This window comes from Streptomyces sp. R33, assembly GCF_041200175.1.
In the GTDB taxonomy this organism is placed as follows: Bacteria; Actinomycetota; Actinomycetes; order Streptomycetales; family Streptomycetaceae; genus Streptomyces; species Streptomyces katrae_B.
On record NZ_CP165727.1, the window covers coordinates 4,972,014 to 4,990,351 of the forward strand.

Genomic DNA, 18,338 nt, shown 5'->3' on the forward strand with positions numbered 1-18,338 from the left:
TGGCCACAGGCGGCTTCGCGCCCGTTTTGGGGGAACCGGACCCTTGAAGTGTGCCCTGCGTGATAGGCGGGTCGCGGGGTGTGAAGGGTGGGGCGGGCCACGGCACATGGGCACAGGTGTACGCGCCCCACCGCGCTTCCCGTGCGCGGGTTCGATGCGGCCACCTCCTTGACGACTTCGCTTAACGGGCAGGCCACATAGGCCTTACGCTCCTGGCTTGTCTTGAACTGCACCCCACCGCACATGTGAAGGCGGAACGCCGAATATGGACAGCGCAGAATACGAGCGCAAGATCGCCGCCCGATTCGCCACCTTCGACCAGGACGGGAACGGATATATCGACCGGGAGGACTTCAGCGCGGCCGCGAAGGCGGTGCTGGCCGAATTCGGCACGACCGCGCGGTCGGACAAGGGCCAGGCCGTCTTTGCAGGTGCGGAGGCCTTCTGGCAGGGGATGGCCGGGATCGCGGACGTCGATGGGGACCAGCGCGTGACCCGCGAGGAGTTCATCACCGGGGCCGCGAAGCGGCTGCGGGACAACCCGCAGCGGTTCGCGGAGATCGCGCGGCCGTTCCTGCACGCGGTGATCGCGGTGGCGGACGAGGACGGCCGCGGCCCGACCCCGGCGGCGGCGGTCCGCGTCCTGCGCGCCCTGGGCACTCCGGCCGAACTGGCCGGCCAGGTGGCCACGGCCCTGGACGGCGACGGCGACGGCCGCATCGCGGAGGAGGACATCCTGTCGGCCTTCGCAGGCTACTGCGGCGTGGAAGCTCCGGACGCGTAGCCGGATCCGTGGCGGCGGCCCCGGCGGTACGGGGCCGCGCGCTACTGGGCCGCCGTGCCCGCGCGGGCCAGGTCCTGGTCCACGGCCGGGGCCGGGGAGCCCATGGCTCCGTCCGCATGCCCCGGCGCGGCCGGGCGGGCACGGCCGAGGTCCTTCAGTCGCATGGCCGGGCGCTCGACCAGGTGCCAGGAGAGCACCGCCGCGATCAGCGTGCCGCCCGCGGCCAGCGCGAGGTAGACGCCGAAGCCCCAGCGGGCACCGCCGAGCGCGGCCACCGCCTGCTCCACGACGAAGCCGTAGATGTAGATCCCGTACGAGTAGTCGTGCTTGCTGCCCACCCGCCGGAACGGCTTGGGCAGCCGGATCGCGAGCCACAGCAGCAGATAGGCGAAAGCCGGAACTCCGACGACGTAGAACCAGCCGTAGTGCAGGGTGGCGAGCAGGGTCAGGCCGGCGAGCACGCCCAGCGGGTCGCTGACCGGGATCCGCTCCTTGTACACCTCGATGAGCGCCCCGAGGACGAAGGCGAAGCCGAGGTAGAAGACCCAGTTGACGACGAAGCCGCCGACGATCGGCACGGCGGGCATCCCGTCGCGCATCGGAATCTCCGTCGCGTTGGTCAGGGGGTCCGCGAGGGCCTCGCTCAGGACGAACCAGCCCAGGACTGCCGCCCCGGCGAGGATGGCGCGCCGTGCGCGGACCACTCCTCCCGCCCGTGCCCCGGCGAGGACGAGCAGGGCGACGCCGAGGTAGCAGAGGACCTCGTACTCCAGAGACCACAGCGCACCGTCGAAGCTGCGGTTGTGGGTCAGCCCCTTGTGCATGGCGCCGTCCAGTACGCCCGAGATGCCCCATTGGTGCACCCGGATGGCGAAGTTGGCCCGGACGTAGTCGAACGGGCTCTCGCCCTGGTTCCAGAAGCCCGTCAGGCCGCCGTGCTGGCGCCAGTACAGGAACGGCGCCACGGCGAAGGCCGTCACCAGCAGGCACACCCACAGGCCCGGCAGCAGTCGCAGCGCCCGGTGCCACAGGAAGCGCCCCACGGGGAGCCGGTTGCCGCTTCGGGTGACGAGGATGCCGGACAGGATGAAGAAGCCGAAGACGGACATCTTGCCCAGGTCGGTCTGTCCGGAGGCGAAGCTGTAGCCGAACTCGCGGGACCCGAATCCGAGGATGCGCGCGTGGGAGACGACGACGGCGGACGCGAGGAGCAGCCGCAGCAACCCCAGGCTGTTGTCCCGTCCGGAGAACAGTTCGGCGACGGTGCCGTGAGACCACCGGACACGGCTCAGGGGGGTATCGCGGACTCGCATGACGCCTCTCGCGAACGGGACCCGGAGGGGCGCTCTGCTTGTGTGAAAAGGACAAATAATTGTGACACGCGGCCCGTGTGCGCGCCGGTGGGCCTTCCGGATTGAGATATCCGCCACTGCCGGGCGGGCGCCGGACGGCAGTGGCGGCACGCAGCCCTAGGCGAAGGGTTCGCGGAGCCTAGGCGAAGCGTTCGCGGAGCTTGTACTTCAGGACCTTGCGGAGGGCGTCGTTGCGGGGGAGGGCCTCGACCAGCTCCAGTTGTTCGGGGAGTTTGTGGGGGGACAGGCCCTGGGCGCGCAGGTGGGCCGTCAGTTGCGGCAGGGTCAGGGGGGCCGCGCCCGCCGGCTGTTCCACCACCGCGCAGACGCGTTCGCCGCGTTCCGGGTCCGGGAGGCCGATCACGGCCACGTCGCCGACGCCCGGGAGCAGGTGCAGGAGGTCCTCGATCTCCTTCGCCGAGATGTTCTCGCCCTTGCGGATGATCACGTCCTTGCTGCGCCCGGTGAGGACGAGGTAGCCGTCCCGCGTCAGGTGGCCGAGGTCGCCGGTGATCAGGTAGCCGTCGGCGTCGAAGGCGTCCGCCGGGGTGTCCCGGTTGAGGTAGCCCTGGCAGACCGCCTCGCCGCGCAGCCGGACCTCGCCGTCGGTGTCCGGGGGCAGGGGCGCGCCGTCCGGCGTCGTGATGCGGATCGACATGCCGGCCGGGGGGCGGCCCTCCGTGGTGGCGAGGTGCTCCGGGGTGTCGTCGGGGGCGCCCATGGTGATCATCGGGACCTCGGTCATGCCGTAGCCGTGGGTCAGCTGGCAGCCCAGTTCGCGGACGACCGCGTGGTAGATCTCCGGCGGCTTCGGGGCGCCGCCGCCCGCGAGCAGGCGCAGGGTGGGGATGAGTTTCGACCCCGGGTCCTTGCGTTGCTCCGTGAGGAACATCGAGTAGAAGGCTGTGGAACCGCCGGCCACCGTGACCCCGTGGCGCCGGTAGCCGGCCAGCGCGTCCGGCATCGCGAACTTTTCGAAGAGGACGGCGGGGAAGCCGTACAGCAGCAGCATCACCGTGTAGTCGGGGCCCGCGATGTGCGCGAAGGGGAAGGCCATCGAGCCGACGTCGGCCGGGCTCAGGTGCAGGGCGTGGGCCAGGCAGGAGCCGCCCGCGATGAGTGAGCGGTCGGTGTGCAGGACGCCCTTGGGGTCCGAGGTGGTGCCAGAGGTCCAGTAGATCCACCGGACGTCCGTCCCGTTGCCGGGCGGCGGGGGGAGGACGGCCGGATCGCCCGTGGGCAGACCCTCGTACGCCTCGAAGACGCCGCGCGCGCCGAGCCGCTCGGCCATCGCCGTGTGGTCGAAGCCCCGCCAGACGCCCGGGACGGCGAAGAACTCGGCCTTGGACTCGCGCAGCGCGAAGCCCACCTCGCGGTCCCGGTAGAAGGGGATCACCGGGGTCTGGACGGCGCCGATCCGGGCGAGGGCGAGGGAGAGCAGGACCGTCTCGATCCGGGTGGGCAGCTGCCAGGCGACGACCGTGCCCGGCCGTACGCCCTTCCCGTACAGGCCCGCCGCGACCTGCTCGGCGCGGTCGCGGAGCTCGGCGAAGGTGAGCGTCCGGTCGTCGGCGGGGTCCTCGGCCGCCTCGATCAGCACGGTGGCGCCGGGGCTCAGCTCGGCCCGCCGGAGGACCAGCTCCCAGAGGGTGGGGGACTGGCCGAGCCGTATCGCGGTGTCCTGCGTGTCCCTGCTGTCCGGCATCGCAGCCTCCCCTTCGCTGACGGTTCGTCAGATCACGCGGAGAGCGTAGGGCTCGGCCGCTTGTCGGTCCAGGGGTGGCGGAGCTAGCTTGTTTCTGACGAACCATCAGATTCGCGGATCCGCAGATTCACTCAGGCACTCATCCGGCTTGCGGCGAGGGGACACCATGGAACTGCCTCGGATCATCAGCGTCGACGACCACGTCATCGAACCCGCGCACCTCTTCGACGTCTGGCTGCCGGCCAAGTACCGCGACCGCGGGCCCAAGGCGCTCACCGCGGGCATCGGCGAGCTCGAGTACACGGGCGGCAAGTACGTGATCTCCATGGACCCCGACGGCCCGCCGACCGACTGGTGGATCTACGAGGACCTGAAGTTCCCGTACAAGCGCAACATCGCCGCCGTCGGCTTCGACCGCGACGACATGACCCTGGAGGGGATCACGAGGGAGGAGATGCGGCGGGGGTGCTGGGACCCGAAGGCGCGCCTCGCCGACATGGACCTCAACCACGTCGAGGCGTCCCTGTGCTTCCCGACCTTCCCGCGCTTCTGCGGGCAGACCTTCGCGGAGGCCCACGACAAGGAGGTCGCCCTCGCCTGCGTGCGCGCCTACAACGACTGGATGGTCGAGGAGTGGTGCGGCGACAGCGGCGGCCGGCTGATCCCGCTGTGCATCATCCCGCTCTGGGACATCGACCTGGCGGTGGCGGAGATCCGGCGCAACGCGGCCCGCGGAGTGAAGGCCGTGACCTTCTCCGAGATTCCCACCTACCTCGGGCTCCCCTCCATCCACTCCGGCTACTGGGACCCCTTCTTCGCCGTCTGCCAGGAGACCGGCACCGTCGTCAACATGCACATCGGGTCCAGCTCCCAGATGCCGGCCGCCTCGCCCGACGCGCCGCCCGCAGTCCAGGCCTCGCTCAGCTTCAACAACGCCATGGCCTCGATGATGGACTTCCTGTTCAGCGGGGTGCTGGTGAAGTTCCCGACGCTGAAGCTGGCGTACAGCGAGGGCCAGATGGGCTGGATCCCGTACGCCCTCGAGCGCGCCGACGACGTGTGGCAGGAGCACCGGGCCTGGGGCGGGGTCCGCGACCTGATCCCCGAGCCGCCGTCCACGTACTACTACCGGCAGATGTTCTGCTGCTTCTTCCGCGACAAGCACGGCATCGCCTCGCTCGACGTCGTCGGCCGCGACAACGCCACCTTCGAGACCGACTACCCGCACGTGGACTCGACCTTCCCGCACACCAAGGAGGTCGCCCTCGACCACGTCAAGGGGCTGGACGACGAGACGGTCTACAAGCTGATGCGCGGCAACGCCATCCGGATGCTCGGGCTGGACCTCGTCTGATGGATCTGACGTACACGGAGGAGGAACAGGACTTCCGGGCCCGGCTGCGCGTGTGGCTCGGCAAAACGCTGCCCGAGCTGCCCGCGAAACCGTCGCCCGACGACTGGCCCGGCCGCCGCGCGTACGACGCGGGCTGGCAGCGCAGGCTGTACGACGCCGGGTACGCCGGGCTGCACTGGCCGGTCGACGCGGGCGGGCGCGGGGCCACCCCGACCCAGCACCTGATCTTCCTGGAGGAGACCGAGCGCGCCGGCGCCCCGTACGTCGGCGCCAACTTCGTCGGCCTCCTGCACGCCGGCCCGACCATCGCCGCCGAGGGCACCGCAGCGCAGCGGGCGCGCTGGCTGCCGCCCGTACTGCGCGGGGACGAGGTGTGGTGCCAGGGGTTCAGCGAGCCCGGCGCGGGCTCCGACCTGGCCTCGCTGCGCACGCGCGCCGTGCGCGACGGCGACGACTACGTGATCACCGGCTCGAAGATCTGGACCTCGCACGCGGAGGTCGCCGACTGGTGCGAACTGCTCGTACGCACCGACCCCATCAGCGAGGCCGTCCCGAAACACCGCGGGATCTCCTGGCTCGCCATGCCCATGGACGCCCCCGGGGTGACGGTCCGGCCCCTGCGCACCCTCGCGGGGTCCACGGAGTTCGCGGAGATGTTCCTCGACGAGGTCCGGGTGCCCGTCGCGAACCGGGTCGGGGCGGAGAACGACGGCTGGCGCGTCACCATGGTCACGCTCTCCTTCGAGCGGGGGACGGCCTTCGTCGGCGAGGTCGTGGCCTGCCGCCGCACCCTGGGCGAGCTCGCGCGCACGGCGAAGGCGAACGGCCGGTGGGACGATCCGGTGCTGCGGCGCCGGCTCGGGCGGCTGTACGGGGAGTTCGGCGCCCTGTGGCGGCTCACCCAGTGGAACGTCAGCGAGTCCGAGAGGACCGGCGGGGTCCCCGGCATCGGCGGCTCCGTCTTCAAGCTCGCCTACTCGCACGCGCGGCAGGAGCTGTACGACACCGCCGCCGAGGTGCTCGGCGCGGACTCCCTCGTGCTGGACGAGGAATGGGTGCTCGACCGGCTCTCGTCCCTCTCGTACACCATCGCGGCGGGCACCTCGCAGATCCAGCAGAACATCGTCGCCGAGCGGATCCTCGGCCTCCCGAAGGGCCGGTGAGGGCCGTGGACTTCCGCTTGACCGAGGAGCAGCAGGACCTGCGGGCCGGCGTACGGGACCTGCTGGCGGGCCGGTACGGGCGCGAGGCGCTGCGGGCCTCGGTGGACTCGGGCGGAGCCCTGGACCGGGGGCTGTGGCGGGAGCTCGGCGGGGCCGGGTTCTTCGCGCTGCGGCTCCCGGAGCCGGACGGCGGGGTCGGGCTCGGGCTGCCGGAGGCGGTCCTCGTCTTCGAGGAGGCCGGGCGGGCGCTGCTGCCGGGGCCGCTGGTGGCCACGCACCTGGCGGCCGGGACGGTCCCGGGGGCGGCGGAGGGGACCGCGGTGGTCACCGCGCTCGACCTGGACGGGCCGCTGGTGGCCCACCTCGCGGACGCGGACGCGGTGCTCGGTGTGCCGTCGCTCCCTTCGGGTGAGCCGGTGCGCTCGGCGGACCCCCTCACCCCGCTGCACCGGGTGGCGGCGCCGGGCAGCGCGGTGGCGGCGTACCGCGACGAGGGCGCGCTGCTGACGGCCGCCCTCCAGACGGGCAGCGCGCTGCGGACGGTGGAGCTGGCGGTGCGGTACGCGCAGGAGCGCGAGCAGTTCGGGCAGCCGATCGGGGCGTTCCAGGCGGTCAAGCACCTGTGCGCGCAGATGCTGGTGCGGGCCGAGGTGGCCCGTACGGCGCTCTACGCGGCGGCGGTGACCGCGGACCCGGCGGAGGTGGCCGGGGCCAAGCTGCTGGCCGACGAGGCCGCCGTACGCAATGCCCGGGACTGCCTGCAGGTGCACGGCGGAATGGGGTTCACCTGGGAGGCCGATGTCCATCTGCACCTCAAGCGCGCCTGGGTGCGGGCCCGGCAATGGCGGACGGCGGGGGAGGCCGAGGAAGCCCTCGCGGCGGAGCTGCTGACCGCCGCGAGGTAGCTCGCTGTCACGGAACGGGGCGGAACGGGGCACGGTCGGGACGGAGCGGGACGCATGTCCGATTACAGAGAGTTGATATCGGTTTGTGTCCTTGGCCCGCCTCATTGCGGCCCGGAGTCGGGGACCTGCTCCGGTACGCTCCCGGGAATGCGAGCGGTTGAGCGGCGCGAGCGTCGCACAGTATGCACCACGCCTACTCCTTCGCGCTGGAATATGCCCGAAGCGCTTGTTGTGGTGACTGTATGTCAACCATGCTGCTCCGCAAGGGGATCACACTCGGTGATCCCATCCTGTCGCGAGGCGAAGTGTCCGCCGGTTCGGATGGTGTGAGCGGTGCAGGTGCTTCAGGTTCAGCTGGAGGTAGGACCGGATCCCGCCGAGGTCGGCCGGGCCCGCCGCTGGGCGAGGTCCCGGCTGGCGGGGTCGGGCATAGGAGACGACGAACCGCTCGCCGAGACGCTGATCCTGCTGATCTCCGAGCTGGTCACCAACGCCGTCGTGCACACGGGCTGTCCGGCCGTCCTGCGGATGCTGTTCGGGGAGCCGGGGGTGCGCGTCGAGGTCGCTGACGCCAGCTCCCGCGGCCCGGCCCGGCGGCAGGCCGCCGGGGACGACACGGGCGGGCGCGGGCTGGAGCTGGTGGACGGGCTGGCCGACCGCTGGGGCTGGCAGCGCGAGGGCGCGGGCAAGCGGATCTGGTGCGAGATCGACCGCGCCGACAAGCCCGCGGACCGCGCACCCGAGCGGGGTGAAGGCTCGAACAGAGTATGTGGGTCGCCGCGGGAACCGCGCGTGTACCTCTAACGAGGTGTTGACGGTTCGTCAACTGTTGATCACCCTTGTACTGAGCGATTCGTCGCGAGGGGACGCCAAGGGCAGACCTTGACGAGTGCGGGTCGTGGGGTGGCGGCTGCCGTGCCGCGCTCGGGGCGTGCACGACCGCGCGCCGCCACCCGCTGGACCGCGCCGCCTTCACCGGGGCGGCGTGACCAGCCCCATCTCGTACGCCTTGATCGCCCCGCGCCGCAGCGATCCGGTGCCGGCTGCGACGAGCGTACGGCGCAGGGCCGTCGCGAGGGTCTCGCGGCTGGTGCCCCCGATGATCTGCAGCGCCTCGCAGGCCTGCGCGGGCTGCGTTTCGATGACCCGGCTGCCGGCCCCCCGGCCTGGATGGCGATCACGCCGATGCTGTGGGCCGCCATGTGGAGCCCGCGCGACCGGGTGGCCGCGACCCCAACGACCGTACGCGGCCCCGGCGTCGGCCTGCGGGATGCATCCCACAGGGGGGTGTCGGACCCGGTGGTAACGAGGCATTCCGCTTCGAGGACAATTGGGGACGCACCGATGTTACTCAGCAGTAGGAGCAAAGCGCGTGAACCAGGACAGGCGTCGCCAGGCCGAGGAATTTCTGCAGCCTGACGAGCAGTTGATCGCCGTATGTGCCTGTGAGCCGGGGCCGGGTGTGCCGAGTCCTCCGGAGGACCTGCTCGCGCCGCCGGAGCCGGCGGCGCTCGGCCGGCGGATCGAGGAGAAGCTCCCGCGCTCCCTCCAGCAGCTCTTCAAGGCCCGCACGCACGACCCGCGCCGGGACGAGGCCGACCGGGTCCCCGACCCGGCGGACGGCAAGGGCATGGAGGGCGGCTGGCAGAGCGCGGCCGGCCGGTACCTGATCAGCCGGGCCAACGCGCGCGGCGCGGCGACGGACGTCCTCGTGGTGACGGACCGGCGCTGGTTCGCCCTGACCGACGTCTCGCCGCTGTGGCAGTCGACGCCCGAGATGAAGCAGTACTGGGAGGTCCCGCGATCGGCGATCACCGTCGTCCGCGCGAACGGGACGGGCCTGCTCCAGAAGGGCCGTATGAACATCGAGTTCGCCGACCTCTCCTGGGTCGCCGTCGAAGCGGTGACCCCCGCCGAGGCCCCCGCCTTCGCCTCGGCCGCGGCCCGCTACCGCTGACGGACAAAACGCCCGGGGCCCGCACCCGTCGGTGGGTGCGGGCCCCGGTGTCCACCCGCCGGAGGCCCGAGGCGAGGCCGGGGCGGAGGACTCAGAGGACGGCCACCGGGGCGACAGGGGTGCCGACGCCTCCGACGAAGGGCTCCGGCATGGCCGAGAGCAGGAAGCCGTACCGGTTCTCTTCTGCACAGGCTGTGGACAACTTTTCGAGGTTCCAGTTCTGGCCTTGGTGCATGCCCATCTCGACCAGGTCCAGCGCGTGCACCGGCAGCCACAGGTTGTCGATCTCCGGCGGGAAGATCTCGAAGGTCAGGGTGTCATTGGCGACGGCCGCCACGTCCCGCGCGTGGAACCACTCCGGCGTGCGGACGGACAGGCCCGGCGACGGGAAACCGTAGCCGTGCTTGTCGCCCGCCAGGTACACCTGGATCTGGCCGGTGCGGACCAGGACGACGTCGCCCGCCCGGACCGTGATCCCGCCGAACTCCTCCGCCTCCGCCAGGTCCTCGGGCGTCACCGCGTGGCCCCCGGGCAGCCGGTCCAGGCCCTTCGCGCGGGCCACGTCCAGCAGGACGCCCCGCGAGACGATGTGCCCGGCCTTGTCGATGCCGCTGAACTCGGCCCGCCCGTGCGCCGTCACCGTCCCGGCCGGGCGCCCGTTGTAGATCTTCCCGGAGTGCGAGACGTGCGTGAGCGCGTCCCAGTGGGTGCCCGCCTGGAGCCCCATGGTCACGGCGTCGTCGCTGCACGCCACCGTGCCCGGCCCGAACAGCTCCTGGTTGATCTGCACCATCGTGTGCAGCGGGTTGATCCGGCCGGGGATCAGGCCGGCCTGGACCCCGTCCTCCTTGAGCGGGAGCGCGAGCGGGATCCGGCGGCCCGAGCGGACCTCGGCCGCGGCCGCCCGCACGACCTCGTCGGTGATCAGGTTCAGCGTGCCGATCTCGTCGCCGGCGCCCCAGCGGCCCCAGTTGTTGACGCGTTTGGCGATGTCGTGGAACTCGGGGGGCATGCCCATGGATCTCATCAGCTCCCTGTTGGCGGACGGATGCGAGACGAACTGGGGCTTGTGTTCTCGTGTCTGACTGCCCATAGAATCTAACGGACCGTCAGAAAACGCGGGAAGGGGTCGGGTGTGGGGAACTTCTTGGCAGGCAAGGTCGTGGCCGTCACCGGCGCGGGCCGGGGCATCGGGCGGGCCGTGGCGCTCGCCGCGGCCGCCGAGGGCGCCAAGGTCGTCGTCAACGACTACGGGGTCGGCATCGAGGGCGGGGAGCCGACGAGCGAGATCGCCGACGGCGTGGTGAAGGAGATCCAGGCCGCCGGCGGCGAGGCCGTCGCCGTCGCCGACGACATCTCCACCATGGCGGGCGGCCAGCGCATCGTGGACACCGCCCTCGCCCGGTTCGGCCGGATCGACGGCGTCGTGTGCGTCGCCGGCATCCTGCGCGAGCGGATGCTGTTCAACATGTCCGAGGAGGAGTGGGACCCGGTCGTCGCCACCCACCTCAAGGGCACCTTCACGGTGTTCCGCGCCGCCTCCGCCGTCATGCGCCGCCAGGGCTCCGGCACCCTCATCGGCTTCACCAGCGGCAACCACCAGGGCTCCGTCGCCCAGGCCAACTACAGCGCCGCCAAGGGCGGGATCATCTCCCTCGTCCGCTCCGCCGCGCTCGGGCTGGCCAAGTACGGGGTCACCGCCAACGCCGTCGCACCCGTCGCCCGCACCCGCATGTCGGCGAACGTCCCCATGGAGCTCAAGGAGATCGGCGAGCCCGAGGACGTCGCGGCGCTCGTCACCTACCTGCTCTCCGACAAGGCCGTCGCCACCGGCGGCGAGAAGATCACCGGGCAGGTCTACACGATCGCCGGCCCGAAGATCGCCGTCTGGGCGCAGCCGCGCGAGCTGCGCGCCGGCTACGCCGAGGGCTCCTGGACACCGGAGAAGATCGCCGACTTCCTGCCCGGGACGGTGGGCACCGACCCGATGCCGATGCTCGCGCAGCTGGAGGCCATGGCCAAGGCGGCGGCCGCCAAGGACCGCCCCAACGCGTAGGGGAGCCCCGACGACATGGACTTCAGCTTCGGGGCCGAGGACGAGGAACTGCGCGCCCGCGCCCGGGCCTGGCTCACCGAGCACCTCGTGGGCCCGTACGCGGACGCCCTCGGCCTCGGCGGGCCCGGCAGCGAGCACGAGGGGGTCGACGCCCGGCGCGCGTGGGAGCGCGAACTCGGCCGCGGCGGCTGGATCGGCCAGGGCTGGGACGCCGAGGGATACGGCAACCGGCGGCTCTCCCTGACCGGCCAGGTCGTCTGGGCCGAGGAGTACGCGGCGCTGCGCGCCCCCGGCCGGGTGGGCCACATCGGGGAGAACCTCCTCGCGCCGACCCTGATCGCGTACGGATCCCCCGAGCAGCGGGACCGTTTCCTGCCCGGCATCGCGCGCGGCGAGGAGCTGTGGTGCCAGGGGTACAGCGAGCCGGGCGCCGGATCGGACCTCGCGGGGATCCGTACGACGGCCGTACGGGACGCGGGCGACGGCCCGTTCCGCGTCACCGGGCAGAAGATCTGGACCTCCCTGGCCCGGGACGCCGACTGGTGCTTCGTGCTGGCCCGGACCGAGCCCGGCTCGCGGCGCCACCACGGGCTGTCCTTCCTGCTCGTACGGATGGACCAGCCGGGGCGGGTCGACGTCCGGCCGATCCGCCAGATGTCGGGGACGAGCGAGTTCAACGAGGTGTTCTTCGACGGCGCGGTGGCGGCGGAGGTCGTCGGCGGGGAGGGCAACGGCTGGACCGTGGCCATGGGCCTGCTCGCCCTGGAACGCGGGGTCTCCACGCTGGTCCAGCAGATCGGGTTCGCGGCGGAACTGGAGCGGGTGCTGGGGGCGTACGTGGCCGCGGGCACGGGGGACCCCGTACTGCGCGAGCGCCTCGTACGGCAGTGGGCCGAGCTGCGCACGATGCGCTGGAACGCCCTGCGGACGCTGGGCGCCGCCGACGATCCGGGCGCACCGAGCGTGGCCAAGCTGCTGTGGGGCGGCTGGCACCGGCGGCTCGGCGAGCTGGCCGTGGCGGTCCGCGGGGCCGCGGCCTCCGCCGGGCCGGCGGCGTGGGCGCCCGGCATCCCGTACGAACTCGGACTCGACGAGGAGCAGCGCCTGTTCCTGTTCACCCGTGCCGACACGATCTACGGCGGCTCGGACGAGATCCAGCGGAACATCATCGCCGAGCGTGTGCTCGGCCTGCCTAAGGAGCCCAGGTGAGAGGCGTCGTGTTCGACGGCAAGCAGGCCCAGGTGGTCGAGGACCTCGAGATCCGCGACCCGGGACCGGGGGAGGTGCTGGTCGCGATCGCAGCGGCCGGGCTGTGCCACAGCGACCTGTCGGTGATCGACGGGACGATACCGTTCCCGCCGCCGGTGGTGCTGGGGCACGAGGGCGCGGGGGTGGTGGAGGCCGTCGGGTCCGGAGTGACGCATGTGGCGCCGGGCGATCACGTCTCCCTGTCGACCCTGGCGAACTGCGGGGCCTGCGCGGACTGCGACCGGGGACGGCCGACGATGTGCCGCAAGGCGATCGGGATGCCGGGCCAGCCGTTCTCGCGGGGCGGGAAGCCGCTGTTCCAGTTCGCCTCCAATTCGGCCTTCGCCGAGCGGACGATCGTCAAGGCCGTCCAGGCGGTGAAGATCCCGGCCGGCATCCCGCTGACCTCGGCGGCGCTCATCGGCTGCGGTGTCCTGACCGGGGTGGGGGCCGTACTGAACCGGGCCCGGGTCGACCACGGCGAATCGGTGGTCGTCATCGGCACGGGCGGCATCGGGCTCAACGTGCTGCAGGGCGCCCGGATCGCGGGCGCGACCACCATCGTGGCGGTGGACGCGAACCCGGCCAAGGAGGCGGTGGCCCGGCAGTTCGGGGCCACGCACTTCATCGACGCCTCGGCCGTACCCGACTCCTCGGCGGCGGTCCGCGAGATCCTCCCGACGGGCGCCGACCACGCCTTCGAGTGCGTGGGCAACGTCAAGCTGATCCGCCAGGCCATCGACCTGCTGGACCGGCACGGACAGGCGGTCCTGCTCGGGGTCCCCGGCTACAAGGAGGAGGCCTCGTTCCAGGTCTCGTCCATGTACCTGGACAAGACCGTCATGGGCTGCCGCTACGGCTCCTCCCGCCCGCAGCGGGACATCGCCCTGTACGCCGAGCTCTACCGGCAGGGGAGGCTGCTGCTCGACGAACTCGTCACGGAGACCTACCCGATCGAGGACTTCGCGAAGGCCGTGGACGATGCCCGGCACGGGCGGGTGGCGCGCGGCGTGCTCACGTTCTGAGGCGGGGCCGCTGATCGCGGTTCCCGGCCCCCGCCCTGGCGCCAACAAGCCTCGTTCTGGGGCGAGTTGTCCTACCATCTGGGTATGTCGAGGGAGGGGCCATGTTGAACGAGCTGGCGCAAGCGGCTTCCGCGGCCATCATCAGTTCGGTCGCCACGGACGCGTGGCCGCGCCTGCGGGACGGGGTCGTCACGGTGTGGAGGCGGGTGTATCCCGAGCGGGCGGATGCGGTCGGCGCCGACCTCGACGCCTGCCGGGACGATCTGCTCGCCGCCCGGGCCGGAAGCGACGAGTTGTCCGAGGCCGAGCTGCGCGCGGAGTGGCAGGGGCGCGTGCGTCGCCTGCTCGTCGAGAATCCGGAGATCGCGGGGGCGCTCAGGGCGCTGCTGGACGAGGTCGGGCAGTCGCAGGCGGCGCGGGGAGCCGACGTGGGCGAGGTACGCATGACCGCGCGGGCGAGCGGGAACGCCCGCGTGTACCAGGCGGGGCGGGACCAGCACATCACCGAGCGATGACCGACCGGCCCGGCGGCAGTCGCACGGACGCGCAGGCTTCCGGGCACGGGAGGGTCTTCCAGGCCGGCCGGGACCAGCACGTCACCGAGCAGCACTTTCACGTGCGGCGTTCGCGTGCGGCGGTGGTCGCCGCCGTTGTGGCCACGGCGGTCGCCGTGGCCGCGGCGGCGGTGGTCGCCGTGCTCGTGGGGGGTGATCCCGGGGGCACCGGCTCCTCGCCCGCGAGTGATCCCGCCGCTTCCGGTGCCGTGCAGTCCCCGGCCCCGCAGATCTCGCCCCCGGCCGTCCGGGATGCGCAGCCCGTCCGGTCGGAAGGCGTGCGGCTGACGTACGTCGACCTCGACGCGGGAGCGCCGAAGGTGCTCATGAACAACGTCGGCGCCAGCTTCTACGTCAACTACGACACAGGTGACAGGCCGGAGCACAAGATCTACGGCGCATCCGGCATCGCCCGCTGGAAGGGTGAGGCCGAGCCGACTCTCCGGCGCTGCGCGGAACTGATCGACACTCAGGGGGCGGGGGACCTCCCCGTCGTCACGGGAGCCCGGTACTGCGTGAGGTCGAGCGGGGGCAGGGTCGCGGTGATCACCGTCGGAGCGTTCGATACCGCCACCTCCGCGTTCAAGGGTGACGTCGTCGTGTGGGGCGCCGGGCCCTCCTCGCCCTGAGCTCCTGAGCCTCTGAGCCCCTGAGCTCTGGACCTCCAGGGCTCCGAGGCTCCCGGGCTCCGGAGCTACTCGGCGGCGAGGCGGCCGAAGCGGCCCTTGTGGAAGAGAAGCGGGCCGTCCTCGCCGGCGGCGCCCATGGCTTCGACCCGGCCGACCACGATCAGGTGGTCCCCGCCGGTGTGGACGGCGTGGATGCGGCAGTCGATCCAGGCGGGCACGGACTCGAGCTGCGGTGACCCCGTCACGGGGGCGGGCACGTGGGCGATCCCCGCGAACTTGTCGGCGCCGCTGACGGCGAAGGCCCGGCACAGCTCGCCCTGCTCGGCGCCCAGGATGTTGACGCAGAACACCCCGGCGCGGGCGATCCGCGGCCAGGTGGTCGACGTACGGGCCACCATGAACGTCACCAGGGGCGGGTCCAGGGACAGCGACGCGAAGGACTGGCAGGCGAAACCGGCCGGCCCGTCCTCGCCGTCCGCCGGCGGCGCGGTGATGACGGTGACCCCGCTGGCGAAGTTCCCCAGTACGGCCCGGAACTCGGCGGGGCTGACGGGCGCGCGCTCGTCGTCGCCGACGGCCCGCAGCTCGGGGCGCGGCAGCGCATCGATGTGGCCGGCATCCGGGTCCTGCTCCGACGGGGCGGAGGTGGGGGAGCCGACTGACCTGAGGTATCGGACGACGGTGGCCGCCATCCCTGCGTGTCCCATCACGTCAACGATTGAAGCTGACGGTCCGTCAGATGGGAAGGGGTGCGGCCGGGTGACTGGGAAATCGGAAAGGTGTATCGTCCTCATCGATTGAACGTGTTCAATTGCTGTGGGGGTGGGGGCCATGGTGATGCCAGACGTGCACGCGCCGGCGCCGGATCCGGCCGAACGGCGCGGCAGGTGGTCGCGCCTCGCGACCGGGGCGGAACTGCCCTTCATCGCGCAACTCGTCGTCGCGGGAGCGGTCTTCATCGCCACCACCGGCATGCGCGACGACCACGACGTCACCTTCGGAGCCGGTTTCGCCGCCGCGGTTCCCCGGCTGATCCTCCTGGTGGTCCTGGCCGCATATCTGCACTGGCTGCTGTTCACCCTCCCGGCGATGGCCCTGGCCCGGCTCCTGGGCGGCCCGCGATGGGAGGCGGCGCGGGGGGCGCTCTGCGCGGTGGCCGGGGCCGCCGTGCTCACCGCGGCCCACGCCTGGTGGGTCACCTCCCTCTGGGACGTCCCGTTCGTCCCGGCGGCGGCCTGGATCGCGGGCGCCGGGGTGCTCCCGGTGACGGCGGCCTGGTACGCGCGGCACCGGTGGCTGTGGTGGGGCGGCATGCTGGCCCGGGTAGGCGCCCTCACCGGGATCGCCCTGCTCGTCACCGCGCTCGGCGGCTTCCTCCAGGTGCGGACCGGCTTCCACGCGTACGAACCGCCGCGGCTGGAGCGGAGCCAGTACGTCGGGGAATGGGTAGGCGGCGGCGGTGCGTACCGGCTGAGCCTGCGGGAGAACGGCGAGGCGGAGGTCGGTAATCTGCCGCCCGGGAAGAGGAACTCCGGTCTGTGGGAGGCGTGCTCGGGGACCGGGACGTGGCACTTCGAGCCGAAGCACGAGTCCGGCGGCATCTTCCACCGGGGGCCGCGGGACCGCGTCTCGCTCTCGATCGGGGGCTGCAGCTTCGGCGACTGGCAGGTGGCGGGCACGGCGGACCAGCCCGAGCTGTTCTACGTGGTCCGCGATCCGGACGGCCCGGGCGGCCCGGACGTGACCACCCTGCACCGCGTGTAGCGCCGGCCCGACGCTCGCCCGTACGGGTGAATCCACTGCCCTGCCGGGACCCGTATGGCGGACAGCCCCGCGGGAGGTCGGCATCGTGGCCCCCGGCCCGATCCCGATCCACCCGCCCCTCAGGAGGACTCCCATGCTCGGCACCGACTTCCGTATCGGATCGCCCGTCTGGCTCGACCTCGGCAGTCCCGACACCGACGGCGCCGCCGCCTTCTACAGCTCGGTCTTCGGCTGGTCCTTCACCGCCCTGGGTCCCGAGGCCGGCGGGTACGGGTTCTTCCAGGTGGACGGCAAGACGGTCGCCGCGCTCGGGCCGCTCACCGAGGACGGGGCGAAGTCCGCCTGGATGGTGCACTTCATGAGCCCGGACGTGCAGGCCACCGTCAAGGCCGTCCAGTCCGGCGGCGGGAAGATCCGGATGGAGCCCATGGACGTCATGGGCGAGGGCTGGCTCGCGCAGGCCACCGACCCGCAGGGCGCCGAGTTCGCCATCTGGCAGCCCGGGAAGACCGGCGGGCTGGGGAAGGTCTCCGAGGAGAACACCCTGATCTGGGCGGAGCTGCACGTACCCGACCCCGCCGCGGCCCTCACCTTCTACGACGGGGTCTTCGGCTGGCGCAGCCAGGACATGGAGGCACCCGGGATGACCTACCGCGTGCTGAGCCTCAAGGACGGCGACCAGCAGCAGACCTCGTTCGGCGGCATCGCGCCGATGGGCGAGGGCGCGGGCGGCGGCGTGGAGAAGCCGCGCTGGGTGCCGTACTTCAACGTCGCGGACGTCGACGCCACCGTCTCGGCGGCGAGCGGGAACGGCGGGTCGGTGCTCATGCCCGCGGCGGACGTGCCCGATGTCGGCCGGATCGCGTGGGTGGCGGACCCGTACGGCGCGGTGTTCGCGCTGCTGAAGCCGAACCCGCAGATGTGAGCTGCCGGTCGACGGCTACCGCCCGAGGTACTTGGGGGAGCGGCGCTCCACGAAGCTCGCGACGCCCTCGTTGGCGTCGGCGGTGGTCATGTTGATCTCCTGAGCGGTGGCCTCGGCGGCCAGTGCGGCTGCCCGGTCACCGTCCAAGGAGGCATTGACCAGCTGCTTCGTCAGCGCGAGGGCGCGGGTCGGGCCCTGCGCGAGGCGCTCCGCCCACTCGCGGGCGGTGGCCTCCAGCTCCTCGGCCGGGACGACCCGGTTGACCAGGCCGAGCCGCTCGGCCTCGGCCGCCGGGACGGCGTCGCCGAAGAACATCAGCTCCTTGGCCTTCTGCGGGCCGACCAGACGCGGGAGCAGGTACGCGCCGCCGCCGTCGGGAACCAGGCCGCGGCGGACGAACACCTCGATGAAACGGGCCGATTCGGCGGCGATGACGAGGTCGCAGGCGAGGGCGAGGTGGGCGCCGATGCCGGCGGCCGTGCCGTTGACGGCGGCGAGGACCGGCTTCTCGCAGTCGAGCACGGCGGTGATCAGGCGCTGCGCACCGAGCCGGATCATGCGGGCGACGTCGCCGGCGACCCTTTCGCCTGCTGCGGCGGGGGCGCCGCGCAGGTCGGCGCCCGCACAGAAGCCCTTGCCGGTGGCGGTGAGGACGACGGCTCGGAGGGCGGGGTCGGCGGATGCCTCGGCGAGCAGGGCGATGACGCGCTCGCGTTGGTCCCAGGTGACGGCGTTCATGGCCTCGGGGCGGTTGAGGGTGATCCACGAGACGCCGCTCTCGATGCGGTGGAGGACTTCGTCGGCGGGGGCGCTGGTCATGAGTCGATCTCCCGTTCGGGGTGTGGGTGGTTGATGCCGCAGCGCCGGTGCGGGGGCGCCGCCCCCGCACCCCCGCGCCTCGAACGCCGGCGGGGCCC

18 protein-coding genes are annotated in these 18,338 nt (G+C 72.2%); 13 read left to right on the top strand and 5 right to left on the bottom strand.

Annotation, left to right across the window (positions count from 1 at the left end; all coding sequences use genetic code 11):
- Positions 1–265: 265 nt before the first annotated feature.
- On the top strand, positions 266–784 hold the full coding sequence (locus AB5J51_RS22850) for an EF-hand domain-containing protein (protein ID WP_136227453.1): 519 nt from the start codon (positions 266–268) through the stop codon (positions 782–784).
- 41 nt (positions 785–825) lie between these two features.
- Here the strand turns inward: AB5J51_RS22850 and AB5J51_RS22855 are convergent, their stop codons facing one another.
- Together AB5J51_RS22855 and AB5J51_RS22860 are read right to left on the bottom strand one after the other, a co-directional pair.
- Positions 826–2,097, bottom strand: a complete 1,272-nt coding sequence (locus tag AB5J51_RS22855; protein WP_136227452.1) for an acyltransferase — start codon at positions 2,095–2,097, stop codon at positions 826–828.
- A 178-nt stretch (positions 2,098–2,275) separates the two neighbouring features.
- Positions 2,276–3,841, bottom strand: coding sequence for a class I adenylate-forming enzyme family protein (locus tag AB5J51_RS22860; protein ID WP_369778521.1), 1,566 nt, complete (start codon positions 3,839–3,841; stop codon positions 2,276–2,278).
- Between the two features lie 166 nt (positions 3,842–4,007).
- Here AB5J51_RS22860 and AB5J51_RS22865 point away from each other — a divergent pair, with 166 nt between their 5' ends.
- The 5 genes from AB5J51_RS22865 (at position 4,008) to AB5J51_RS22885 (ending at position 9,220) form a co-directional block, all read left to right on the top strand.
- On the top strand, positions 4,008–5,195 hold the full coding sequence (locus AB5J51_RS22865; protein WP_369778522.1) for an amidohydrolase family protein: 1,188 nt from the start codon (positions 4,008–4,010) through the stop codon (positions 5,193–5,195).
- A complete protein-coding gene (locus AB5J51_RS22870; protein WP_053786487.1) occupies positions 5,195–6,358 on the top strand; it encodes an acyl-CoA dehydrogenase in 1,164 nt (387 codons plus the stop codon). Before AB5J51_RS22865 ends, AB5J51_RS22870 begins: the two co-directional genes overlap by 1 nt.
- A 5-nt stretch (positions 6,359–6,363) precedes the next feature.
- Positions 6,364–7,263, top strand: coding sequence for an acyl-CoA dehydrogenase family protein (locus AB5J51_RS22875; protein ID WP_369778523.1), 900 nt, complete (start codon positions 6,364–6,366; stop codon positions 7,261–7,263).
- A gap of 333 nt (positions 7,264–7,596) precedes the next feature.
- Positions 7,597–8,067 (top strand): ATP-binding protein, encoded by a 471-nt coding sequence (locus tag AB5J51_RS22880; RefSeq protein ID WP_133897699.1) that lies wholly within the window; start codon positions 7,597–7,599, stop codon positions 8,065–8,067.
- Between the two features lie 568 nt (positions 8,068–8,635).
- Positions 8,636–9,220 carry a hypothetical protein gene (locus tag AB5J51_RS22885; protein WP_159047173.1) on the top strand — a complete coding sequence of 195 codons (585 nt, stop codon included), beginning with the start codon at positions 8,636–8,638 and terminating at the stop codon, positions 9,218–9,220.
- Positions 9,221–9,311: 91 nt separating this feature from the next.
- Here the strand turns inward: AB5J51_RS22885 and AB5J51_RS22890 are convergent, their stop codons facing one another.
- Positions 9,312–10,238 carry a cyclase family protein gene (locus tag AB5J51_RS22890; protein WP_136227446.1) on the bottom strand — a complete coding sequence of 309 codons (927 nt, stop codon included), beginning with the start codon at positions 10,236–10,238 and terminating at the stop codon, positions 9,312–9,314.
- Positions 10,239–10,355: 117 nt separating this feature from the next.
- Between AB5J51_RS22890 and AB5J51_RS22895 the strand changes: the two genes are divergently transcribed.
- From AB5J51_RS22895 to AB5J51_RS22915, 5 genes are all read left to right on the top strand, one after another.
- The gene (locus AB5J51_RS22895; protein WP_136227445.1) at positions 10,356–11,276 is read left to right on the top strand and encodes an SDR family oxidoreductase; all 921 of its coding nucleotides are present in this window, start codon (positions 10,356–10,358) and stop codon (positions 11,274–11,276) included.
- A 15-nt stretch (positions 11,277–11,291) separates the two neighbouring features.
- Positions 11,292–12,485 (top strand): acyl-CoA dehydrogenase family protein, encoded by a 1,194-nt coding sequence (locus tag AB5J51_RS22900; RefSeq protein ID WP_053786481.1) that lies wholly within the window; start codon positions 11,292–11,294, stop codon positions 12,483–12,485.
- Positions 12,482–13,549, top strand: coding sequence for a Zn-dependent alcohol dehydrogenase (locus AB5J51_RS22905; RefSeq protein WP_133897704.1), 1,068 nt, complete (start codon positions 12,482–12,484; stop codon positions 13,547–13,549). The genes AB5J51_RS22900 and AB5J51_RS22905 overlap by 4 nt, the downstream gene beginning before the upstream one ends.
- Positions 13,550–13,650: 101 nt before the next feature.
- On the top strand, positions 13,651–14,064 hold the full coding sequence (locus AB5J51_RS22910; RefSeq protein ID WP_136227442.1) for a hypothetical protein: 414 nt from the start codon (positions 13,651–13,653) through the stop codon (positions 14,062–14,064).
- On the top strand, positions 14,061–14,732 hold the full coding sequence (locus AB5J51_RS22915; RefSeq protein ID WP_369778524.1) for a hypothetical protein: 672 nt from the start codon (positions 14,061–14,063) through the stop codon (positions 14,730–14,732). Before AB5J51_RS22910 ends, AB5J51_RS22915 begins: the two co-directional genes overlap by 4 nt.
- A 65-nt stretch (positions 14,733–14,797) precedes the next feature.
- Here the strand turns inward: AB5J51_RS22915 and AB5J51_RS22920 are convergent, their stop codons facing one another.
- On the bottom strand, positions 14,798–15,424 hold the full coding sequence (locus AB5J51_RS22920) for a flavin reductase family protein (protein WP_053786477.1): 627 nt from the start codon (positions 15,422–15,424) through the stop codon (positions 14,798–14,800).
- A gap of 139 nt (positions 15,425–15,563) precedes the next feature.
- Here AB5J51_RS22920 and AB5J51_RS22925 point away from each other — a divergent pair, with 139 nt between their 5' ends.
- Together AB5J51_RS22925 and AB5J51_RS22930 are read left to right on the top strand one after the other, a co-directional pair.
- Positions 15,564–16,496, top strand: a complete 933-nt coding sequence (locus AB5J51_RS22925) for a hypothetical protein (RefSeq protein ID WP_369778525.1) — start codon at positions 15,564–15,566, stop codon at positions 16,494–16,496.
- Between the two features lie 133 nt (positions 16,497–16,629).
- Positions 16,630–17,421: a VOC family protein gene (locus AB5J51_RS22930; RefSeq protein ID WP_053786475.1), complete on the top strand. Its 792-nt coding sequence runs from the start codon at positions 16,630–16,632 to the stop codon at positions 17,419–17,421.
- Between the two features lie 15 nt (positions 17,422–17,436).
- Here the strand turns inward: AB5J51_RS22930 and AB5J51_RS22935 are convergent, their stop codons facing one another.
- The gene (locus AB5J51_RS22935) at positions 17,437–18,240 is read right to left on the bottom strand and encodes an enoyl-CoA hydratase/isomerase family protein (RefSeq protein WP_053786474.1); all 804 of its coding nucleotides are present in this window, start codon (positions 18,238–18,240) and stop codon (positions 17,437–17,439) included.
- Positions 18,241–18,338: the final 98 nt, after the last annotated feature.

Excerpts from the sequence above, each read along its gene's own strand:
- AB5J51_RS22850 (WP_136227453.1), top strand. The coding sequence starts at position 266 with ATGGACAGCGCAGAATACGAGCGCAAGATCGCCGCCCGATTCGCCACC.
- AB5J51_RS22855 (WP_136227452.1), bottom strand. The coding sequence starts at position 2,097 with ATGCGAGTCCGCGATACCCCCCTGAGCCGTGTCCGGTGGTCTCACGGC.
- AB5J51_RS22860 (WP_369778521.1), bottom strand. The coding sequence starts at position 3,841 with ATGCCGGACAGCAGGGACACGCAGGACACCGCGATACGGCTCGGCCAG.
- AB5J51_RS22865 (WP_369778522.1), top strand. The coding sequence starts at position 4,008 with ATGGAACTGCCTCGGATCATCAGCGTCGACGACCACGTCATCGAACCC.
- AB5J51_RS22870 (WP_053786487.1), top strand. The coding sequence starts at position 5,195 with ATGGATCTGACGTACACGGAGGAGGAACAGGACTTCCGGGCCCGGCTG.
- AB5J51_RS22890 (WP_136227446.1), bottom strand. The coding sequence starts at position 10,238 with ATGGGCATGCCCCCCGAGTTCCACGACATCGCCAAACGCGTCAACAAC.
- AB5J51_RS22900 (WP_053786481.1), top strand. The coding sequence starts at position 11,292 with ATGGACTTCAGCTTCGGGGCCGAGGACGAGGAACTGCGCGCCCGCGCC.
- AB5J51_RS22910 (WP_136227442.1), top strand. The coding sequence starts at position 13,651 with ATGTTGAACGAGCTGGCGCAAGCGGCTTCCGCGGCCATCATCAGTTCG.
- AB5J51_RS22915 (WP_369778524.1), top strand. The coding sequence starts at position 14,061 with ATGACCGACCGGCCCGGCGGCAGTCGCACGGACGCGCAGGCTTCCGGG.
- AB5J51_RS22920 (WP_053786477.1), bottom strand. The coding sequence starts at position 15,424 with ATGGCGGCCACCGTCGTCCGATACCTCAGGTCAGTCGGCTCCCCCACC.
- AB5J51_RS22925 (WP_369778525.1), top strand. The coding sequence starts at position 15,564 with ATGGTGATGCCAGACGTGCACGCGCCGGCGCCGGATCCGGCCGAACGG.
- AB5J51_RS22930 (WP_053786475.1), top strand. The coding sequence starts at position 16,630 with ATGCTCGGCACCGACTTCCGTATCGGATCGCCCGTCTGGCTCGACCTC.
- AB5J51_RS22935 (WP_053786474.1), bottom strand. The coding sequence starts at position 18,240 with ATGACCAGCGCCCCCGCCGACGAAGTCCTCCACCGCATCGAGAGCGGC.